Origin of the sequence: Nonomuraea diastatica, from assembly GCF_004349015.1 — a bacterium.
Classification (GTDB): Bacteria; Actinomycetota; Actinomycetes; order Streptosporangiales; family Streptosporangiaceae; genus Nonomuraea; species Nonomuraea diastatica.
The window spans coordinates 86633-94962 of the sequence record NZ_SMKP01000012.1 but is presented as its reverse complement, the minus strand read 5'-3'; the positions used below and the strand labels follow the sequence as shown (position 1 = coordinate 94962).

Sequence of the window (8330 nt, the reverse complement as noted above, 5' to 3'; positions counted from 1 at the left end):
TCCGTGTGGCCGGGCGGCTGCTGGGCGGGGCGGGTGGCGCCGTGTCGCCCGCGGTGGCCGTCGGCGTGGACGGCGTGGGTTCCGGCGTCTGGCTGGTCTCCGCGGGCGAGGGCGCCGGCTCCTCCTCCGTCATCGCGGGCTCCGGCGCTCCCGGCTCGGTCGTGGCCGGCGTGATCCGGGTGACCTGCGCCTGCAACACCGGCTTGTCCTCGGCCGCGTTGACGAGGAGCACGATCGCGGCGGCCAGAACGACGGCGGCGGTGGCGCCGGCGGCGAGCTTGGCGGGCAGCGTGCGCAGGAGGCGCGACGGGTCGCGGAAGCGGGTCTCGACCACCGTCGTGCCCGTCTCGGCCGGCTCGTCGAGCCCGGTCGGGAAGAACAGCACCAGCATGCCGGCCAGGGCGGCCAGGCGGCGGCGTCCGCGCTCCTCCCAGTCGGGGCCGTACGCTCCGGCCGCGACGGCCTCCAGCTCGGTCAGGAACACCTCGGCCGACGAGGGGCGCGCGGCCGGGTCCTTGGCCAGGCCGCGTTCGACCAGGCCGCGCAGGTGCTCGGGCACGTCGCCGACCGGCGGGGCGGCGCTCTGGTGCTGGCGGGCCAGCGCGGCCAGGTTGGCCGCGCGGAAGGGCCGGGAGCCGGTCAAGCACTCGAAGAAGACGACGGTGGCGGCGTAGACGTCGGTGGCGGGCCCCGCCGGCGTCCCCGACCACTGCTCAGGAGCCATGTACGGAGGCGTGCCGGCGGGGCTCGCACCCTGGCCCGTCCTGACCGCGATGCCGAAGTCCACCAGCTTGCTGGTGCCGTCGCCCTGGACCATGACGTTCTCGGGCTTGAAGTCGCGGTGCACGACGCCGACCGCGTGGGCCGAGGCCAGGCCCTTGAGCGAGCCCTTGAGCACGGTCAGCGCCGCCTCGGGGCCCGTGGGGCCCTCGGACCTGATGAGCTCGCGCAGGGAGACCCCGTTGATGAGTTCCATGATGATCGCCGCGCCCTGACCGCTCTCGACGTAGTCGATGAGGCGGGCGTGATAGGCGCTCTGCAGCGTGGCGAGCACCCGGGCCTCGTGCCGGAAGCGGGCGACGAACCCGACGTCGGAGCGGAGCTCGTCGCTGAGGTATTTGACGGCCACCTCGACGCCGTCGTAGTCGCGCCGGGCCAGGACCACGCGACCGGCGGCGCCCGCTCCGAGCTCACGAACCGCGGTATAGCCAGGGACCCCCCACTGACCATCACCATGCATAGCGGTCTCCTCTGGAGTCGTGCGGGCCCCCACCCTCATCAAACGGTCCGTAGCTTAACCAGAGGGAACCACAATCCCGCTACTGATATCGCGAGATGTCAGCATTGTCACCTCAGGGTGCCGGGCGACTCCGCGCTCGAGCTCTGGCTCGGCTCGTCCTCCGGCTCCTCCTTGGGGCATTCCGGTGTGCTGCCGGAGACGCTGGAGCCGCCGTCGCCCGCCGCGGGTCCTGTGGCGGCTGTCACCGTCCACTTCGAGCCGCAACCCAGCTTGACGGGGAAACGCAGCGTTCTCGTGTACGAGGTGTCGCCGGACAGGGTGACCGTCCGGGTGCCCAGGCGTTCGCCGCCGGCCGCGAACGAGACGGCGAGGCGTACCCGCTGGGTGTCCGACGTGGTCACCGCGACCGTCGTGGCCAGCCCGCCGCCGGACGCCGCGGCCCGCAGGATCGACACCCGCCGCACGGCCGGAGGGCACGAGACCTGGGTCCGCGCGGTGGCCGTCCTGCCGCCCGCGCGCACGGTCACCGACACCGTCGCGCCGCACGGGCGTGACCGGAAGGTGTGGGTGAGCGAACGGGTGTACGAGGTCCTGCCGGACAGGTTCGCGGAGCGGGTGGCGACCTGCTCCCCGTCGACCGCGAACCCGGCCCGTACGGGGATCTCCGCCGTGCCGCTCGCGCTCACCCGCAGCCGGGCGGTCGCGGTACGGCCTGGCGCGGCCGGCAGGCCGAGCGAGAGGCGCAGGCCCGTCACCTCGGTCGGGCAGGGCGGCAGGGAGAACGCGCCCGACCCGGCGCCACCGGCCGCGGCGGGTGACGTGGTGACGGCCAGCCGGAGCGTGCCGCCGCACGGGCGCTCTCCCATGGCCCAGGTGAGTGTGCGGGTGTACGACGTGGCGCCGCTCAGGCGTACGCGCTGGACGCGGCCGTCCGTGCCGGGGGCCCGCCAGGTCGCGACGGCGACGACGGGGGCGGTGCCGCTGGTGCGCAGGGTGACCGTGCCCCGGGCGACTCCTTTCTCATCCACCGTGAGCACGCCCACGACGACCCGCAACACCGAGGTAGCCGGTGAAGACGTCGGCGTGGGGGTGCCGGTCGGTGCCGGGCCGGTTGGCCCGCCCGGCGTGGACCCGGACGGGGCTGGGGTGCGTACCGGCGTGCCGGGACTCCGCACGGGCGTCGTGGTCGCGCCGGGGGTCCGTACCGGTGTGGTGGCCCGCGGCGTCCGCGTCGGGCTGGTGGTCGCGCGCGGCGGGGCGACACTCTCCTCGGGCGTGTTCGCGTCCGCCGAGCTCGGCGGTGTGCCCTGGGACGCCGGGCCGGGCGTGCCCTCCGGCGGTGTGCCGGGTGTGCTCTCCGCGGGCGTCCCCGGGGTCGTGGCGGGCGTGGCCTCCGGCGCCGTTGGGAGCCCTGTTGAAAGCTCTGTCGGCGGCACCGCCGCCGCCGCGCCGACCTGCGCAGGCGGCGGCTGCCGGTCGACCAGCACGACCGTCGCGGTCACGGCCGCAGCCGCGGCCACGCCGGCGGTCACGACCACGCGGGCCGCCTTCGAGCGCATCCCGCGAAGCACCCGTGCACGGGCCGCCTGCGACGGCATCCCGCGGAACATCCTCACGCGGCTCGCTGCCGAGCCCGTTTCGCGGAACACCGTCCTGGCCAGCGACGTGCCGGCCTCAGGGGCGGGCGTCTCCGGCCGGGGCAGCAGCAGGGCGAGCAGCGCCACGAGCGCCGCCAGCCGCCGCCTGCCGCGCTCCTCCCAATCGTCCCCGTACGCCGCCCTCGCGGTGGCCTCCACCTCGGCCACGAACGCCGACGCGCTCGCGGGCCGCAGCGCCGGGTCCTTGGCCAGGCCGCGGCGGATCAGCCCGCGCACCGGCTCGGCGACGTCGTGGGCGGGCACCGGGGCGTACAGATGCTGGTAGCCCAGCACGCTGGGCTCGGTGGACCGGTACGGCCGGTGCCCGGTCAGGCACTCGAAGAAGACGGCCGTGGCAGCGTACACGTCGGTCGCCGGAGAGGCGGGCAGCGCTTCCCACAACTCGGGCGCCATGTAGGGAGGCGTGCCCTCGAGGCGCGCGACCGTGCCCTGGCGCACCGCGATGCCGAAGTCGACGAGCTTGCTCACCCCGTCGTCGCGGACGATCACGTTCTCCGGTTTGTAGTCCCGGTGCACCAGGCCGAGGGCGTGCGCCTTGGCCAGGCCGAGCAGCGAGCCCTTCAGCACCACCAGCGCCGCCTCCGGCCCGGTCGTGCCGTGCTCGCGCATCAGCGCCCGCAGCGAGACGCCGTTGACCAGCTCCATCACGATGGCCGCGCCGTGGGGGTCCTGGATGTACTCCCACAGCGTGGCGATGTGCGGGTCGCGCAGCGTGATCAGCAGCCGCGCCTCTGACTGGAACCTGGCCAGGGCGGCGGGATCGTGCAGCAGCCGCGAGGACAGGTATTTGATGGCGACCTCGACGCCCGTCTCGTCATGGACGGCCAGCGTCACCCGCCCGCTGGCACCCCGCCCGAGCTGCTTGATCTCCGTGTAACCGGGGGCGCTCCACTGCATATGCCTCTCCCATCAGGGCCGGCCCACCTGATGAGACGTGTGATCAAGGAGTCAGGTTTTCAGGTGCGCCTGCTTCATGGAACTACTCCCGAGAGAGGACGTGAACGGGCGTGGCGATACCTTCTGGGAGCACCGGATCGGGCTCCGGTTCGCCCCAGGACGTGACCAGGGGCAACACCCCGGCCCACAGGGGCAGCTCGTAGTCCTCCGCGTCGTCCTTGGGCCCGCCGCGCCGGATCTTGACCGACGCCTCCTCCAGCGACAGCGCGAGCACGGCCGTGGCGGCCAGCTCCTTGCGCGAGGGCAGGCGGGCGTAGTCCCACTGGCCGGGCGCGAGCTGCTCGGACAGCGCCCGCAGCCCCTCCATACGCTCGTCGGGGTCGGTCACCAGCCTGGGGCGGCCGTAGATGATCGCCGAGCGGTAGTTGACGGAGTGGTGGAAGATCGAGCGGGCGAGCACGATGCCGTCCAGGTGGGTCACCGTGACGCACACCTCGCCCCCGTCGCCGGCCCGCAGGGACCGCGCGCCGGTGGAGCCGTGCAGGTAGAGGGTCTCGCCGATGCGCCCGTAGCCGGTCGGCACGACCATGGGGTGACCGTCGACGACCACCCCCAGGTGGCAGACCAGTCCGGTGTCCAGCACCTCGTAGAGATCGTTCCTGTCGGTGCTGCCGCGCTGCTTCTCGCGGCCGAGCGTGGTGCGCGAAGTGGTGGAGAGCATGGTTCGACCGTACGGGTGAAGTGGACCTATCCTGTAGGGCCACTATCGGCCCTTTCGTAGAGACCACTTCCGCCGGTGCACACTCCGCCATCCACCGCGGGCCGTCGGCCGCGGCCTACCGTCCGCACCCACGTCGACCTGCCCGTATCCCTGTCGCGCGACTCGGCCGAGCCGCTCACGGCTCAGCTCGCAGGCTGGCTGCGCCGCGCCATGCTGGACGGCGCCCTGGCGCCCGGCGAGCGGTTGCCGTCCACGCGGGCGCTGGCGGTCCAGCTGGCGGTGAGCAGGACCGTGGTCACCGAGGCATACCAGCAGCTCTACGCCGAGGGCTGGCTGGACGGGCGGCACGGCTCCGGCACGTACGTGGCCGACATCGAGACGCCGCGGCCGCCCCAGGAGAGGCCGTCGCAGGAGGCGCGCGTGCCCGCCGAGCCGCCGCCCCCAGACGGCGGGATCGACGGTGGGATCGACCTCAGGCCGGGCCAGCCCTGGGTGCGCGACTACGACAGGGCGGCGTGGAAGCGGGCCTGGCGCAAGGCGGCCGACCTGCCGCCCGGCGACTCGCCCGATCCCTGCGGCCTGCCGCGGCTGAGGGAGCTGCTCGCCGACCATCTGCGCCGGGCCAGAGGGATGGCCGTCGGCCCGGAGAACGTCCTGGTCACCCGGGGCACCGGCAACGGGCTCGACCTGTGCGCGATGGCGCTGCTCGGCACGGGCGCCAGAGCGGGGGTCGAGGACCCCGGCTATCACGTGGCGCGCACGGTCTTCGCGGCCAGGGGAGCGGAGGTGGTGCCATGCCCGGTGGACGCCGACGGCGTCGTCGTCGACGGGCTCCCCCGCGACCTGCGCGTGCTCTACACCACGCCCGCCCACCAGTATCCGCTGGGCGGCCGGTTGCCGATCCCGCGCAGGGAACGCCTGCTGGCCTGGGCCAGGAGCACCGGCGCGACGATCGTCGAGGACGACTACGACGCCGAGTTCCGCTACGACGTCGCCCCGCTGCCCGCCCTCTACGGCCTCGACCCCGCGCGGGTGGTGCTCCTGGGCACGCTCTCCAAGATCCTCGCCCCTGATGTCGGGGTCGGCTGGCTGGTCGGCGACCCCGCGCTCGTCGACCGGATCGCCGAGGTGCGCCGCACGGTGGCCGACCGCACCAGCGGCCCCGTGCAGCAGGCCGTCGCCACTCTCATTGAGCGCGGCGACCTCGACCGGCACCTGCGCAGGATGCGCCTGGAATACGCGCGCCGCCGGGCGCTGGTCGTCGAGCTGCTCGGGTCCGTCTGCAGGCTGCGCGGCGACACGGCAGGGCTGCACGTGCTGGCCGAGCTGCCCGAGACCGTCGCGCCCGCGGTCGTCGCGCGGGCCAGGGAACGCGGTGTCCTGCTCGACTCCATCGAGCACCACCACCACGGCCGTTCCCGCCTGCACGGCCTGGTGATCGGGTACGGCTCCGCCTCGCTCGCCGACGTCCGGCGCGGCTGTCACATCCTGGCCGGGCTGATCAGGCAGGCGACCGGCTGACCGGGCCCTCAGAGGGCTCCAGGCGGCGCAGGACGGGCAGGGCGCGGGCGGCGTACAGCGGGTCGACGGGCAGCACGTTCCCGGCCCACCAGCGCGCGGGGCCGGGGTGCGGTGACGCCTCGGCGTAGGCGGGCGCGTAGTCGTCGTACGGCGGGTCGTACAGGTAGCCCGTCGCCACCCCGTGCCGCTCCAGCTCGGCGATGGCCGCGTCCCTGTCGCGCACCAGCAGCGGCACGCGGAACAGCGGCTGGTCCAGGTGGTCGCGCACGGCCGGCGCGACCGTGGGCAGCTCGGCCAGCCGCCGGACGCCCGCCAGGCGGCGGGCCCGTGTCCGGGGCACCCGGGCCACCCGCCTTGACCGGTACCAGCGCACGAGCCGGCCCCGGTGACGGCGGTAGTCGTGCAGGTCGGCGCGGACCCAGGGGTCGAAGGGCGGCAGCGCGGGCGCCTGCTTGAGCGCCTCCCGCAGCCCGTCGGGGTCGAGCGGGATCCGGTAGCCCTCGCGCGACTCGTGCAGGCCGAGGGCCCTGGAGAGGGCGAGCGCGGGGCGTACGAGGTCGGATCGGAGTGCCACCTGGCGGGCCATGGACGTGGCCACGCTCATCAGGTCGGCTCGCAGGGAGCCGGGGGTCAGCAGCTCGTCGCGGGCGCGGGCCAGCGCCCGCATGTCTGACGCGTTCTCGACGGCGAGCACGCCGCCCGAGCCGGCCCCGGCGTGTTTGGAGAGGCTGAAGACGCCCGCCTGGCCGAACGTCCCCAGCGGCCGGCCGTCGACGTGGCTCTCCAAGGCGTGGGCCACGTCCTCGATGAGGATCTTGCCGGTGAAGGCGGAGACGCGGTCGGGCAGGCCGTAGAGGTTGGTGGTCAGGACCGCGTCCACGCCGTCGAGGTCCACCAGGGAGACGTCGATGTTGCCGTCACGGGCGGAGAGTGGCGCGATCACCGGCTGCAGCCCGGCCGCCAGCACCAGGAACAGGATCTCGTCGGCGGAGACGGGCGACATGAGCAGCCGCTGACCGGGCAGGCACCAGTGGCGTAACGCCAGATAGAGGCCGAGCCGGTTGGAGGGAAGCGACAGACAGTGACGACCTGTACGCTCTGCGATGAACTTCATCCTTGTAGGACAGTACGCAGCTTTCCATACGTTTTCAACGCCTTGTCGGCCGTCTTGAGCAAGATCGGGTTGGCCATCACCGTGGCGCGCGTCTTGCGCACGGGCACCCGCACCATCCAGTGCATCCCCGCCGCCGCGCCGATCCTGGCCACCCGCCCCTCGGCCACCTGCAGCTCGCCGGTCTTGAGCTTATCTTTGTACTCCTTCTGGCCCCGGCCCATGTCGATGACGCGGATGCCGGCCTCGGCGGCGCGCTCGGCCATCGCCAGATGGTGGATGAGGCCGGGGGAGTATTTCGCGAAGCGGGGATCGTAGGCGGGGAACCAGCCGACCAGCGTGGTGCCGGTGCGCAGCCCGAAGTGCCCGGCCACCGGCTGGTCGTCGGCGTAGACCATGTCGAGCACTCCGGCGAAGCTCTCCGACCGGGTGGCCAGCAGCCGCTCGACCAGCTCCACGATCCACCGGTGGGAGAACCGGTCGGTGCGGCCCGTGCGGCGGTATTGGTCGGTCTTCCAGCCGAGCAGCGTGCGCAGCGGCGCCATGTCGGCGCTCGCGTAGTCGTGGCGGATCTTCCCGGCCTCGCGCTCCAGCTTGCGCGCCTTGGCCAGGGTTGATTTGTACGTCTTGCCGGAGTGCTGCCGCAGGAACTCGGTGTAGCAGTCGTAACCCTCGCTGAGGTCGATGATCGGCGACGGGTGCCGCTCGTGCCGGGATTCCAGCAACGGCTGCCCGGCCACCAGGTGGTCGAACTCGTAGACCGACAGCCCGCAGTCCTTGATCAACCGGCGGGGGTCGAGCTCGAGATCCTTGACGTGGACGATGCCCTGCGCGTCGGTGAGCCCGGCGGCGACCGGCTTGCCGATGCCCAGCGGATGCCGCTCGAAGGGGAAGAACCCGACGATCGCCGGACCGTCGTGCAGCACGGCCACGCGGACGGCATCGCGGACATCGCCCACCGTGATCGTGAACTCGGGGGACAGGAACGGGTTGTCGAAGACGGTGCCGGGCTCCTGAAGGCTCCGCCACCGATCGATCTCGGGCTCTCCCAGCTCACGAGGCAGGGCAAGGGTGACGCGCATGGGCTCCTACTGTGTGCAGCCACTCTCAGTCCAGCGTCTGGGCAGACGTGTACCCCCCAGAGTAAAGGATCGCGCGCCCTGCAAATCGCCGCTGGTCGGG

Annotated in this window: 6 protein-coding genes; 1 reads left to right on the top strand and 5 read right to left on the bottom strand. The window is 73.2% G+C overall.

Going from position 1 to position 8330, the window contains the following annotated elements; genetic code table 11:
• The 3 genes from E1294_RS06470 to E1294_RS06460 form a co-directional block, all read right to left on the bottom strand.
• Positions 1-1240 (bottom strand): serine/threonine-protein kinase (locus E1294_RS06470; RefSeq protein WP_132505667.1); only part of this gene is annotated, 1240 nt, incomplete at its 3' end.
• A gap of 107 nt (positions 1241-1347) precedes the next feature.
• A complete protein-coding gene (locus tag E1294_RS06465) occupies positions 1348-3795 on the bottom strand; it encodes a serine/threonine-protein kinase (protein WP_132505664.1) in 2448 nt (815 codons plus the stop codon).
• A gap of 82 nt (positions 3796-3877) precedes the next feature.
• Positions 3878-4516: a pyridoxamine 5'-phosphate oxidase family protein gene (locus E1294_RS06460; RefSeq protein ID WP_132505661.1), complete on the bottom strand. Its 639-nt coding sequence runs from the start codon at positions 4514-4516 to the stop codon at positions 3878-3880.
• Between the two features lie 75 nt (positions 4517-4591).
• Between E1294_RS06460 and pdxR the strand changes: the two genes are divergently transcribed.
• On the top strand, positions 4592-6037 hold the full coding sequence (gene pdxR / locus E1294_RS06455; protein WP_132505658.1) for a MocR-like pyridoxine biosynthesis transcription factor PdxR: 1446 nt from the start codon (positions 4592-4594) through the stop codon (positions 6035-6037).
• On the opposite strand, the gene E1294_RS06450 is transcribed toward pdxR, so the two are convergent.
• Positions 6018-7151 carry a DegT/DnrJ/EryC1/StrS family aminotransferase gene (locus tag E1294_RS06450; RefSeq protein ID WP_132505655.1) on the bottom strand — a complete coding sequence of 378 codons (1134 nt, stop codon included), beginning with the start codon at positions 7149-7151 and terminating at the stop codon, positions 6018-6020. The genes pdxR and E1294_RS06450 overlap by 20 nt on opposite strands.
• Positions 7148-8230 (bottom strand): GNAT family N-acetyltransferase, encoded by a 1083-nt coding sequence (locus E1294_RS06445; RefSeq protein WP_165977122.1) that lies wholly within the window; start codon positions 8228-8230, stop codon positions 7148-7150. The genes E1294_RS06450 and E1294_RS06445 overlap by 4 nt, the downstream gene beginning before the upstream one ends.
• Positions 8231-8330 lie beyond the last annotated feature (100 nt).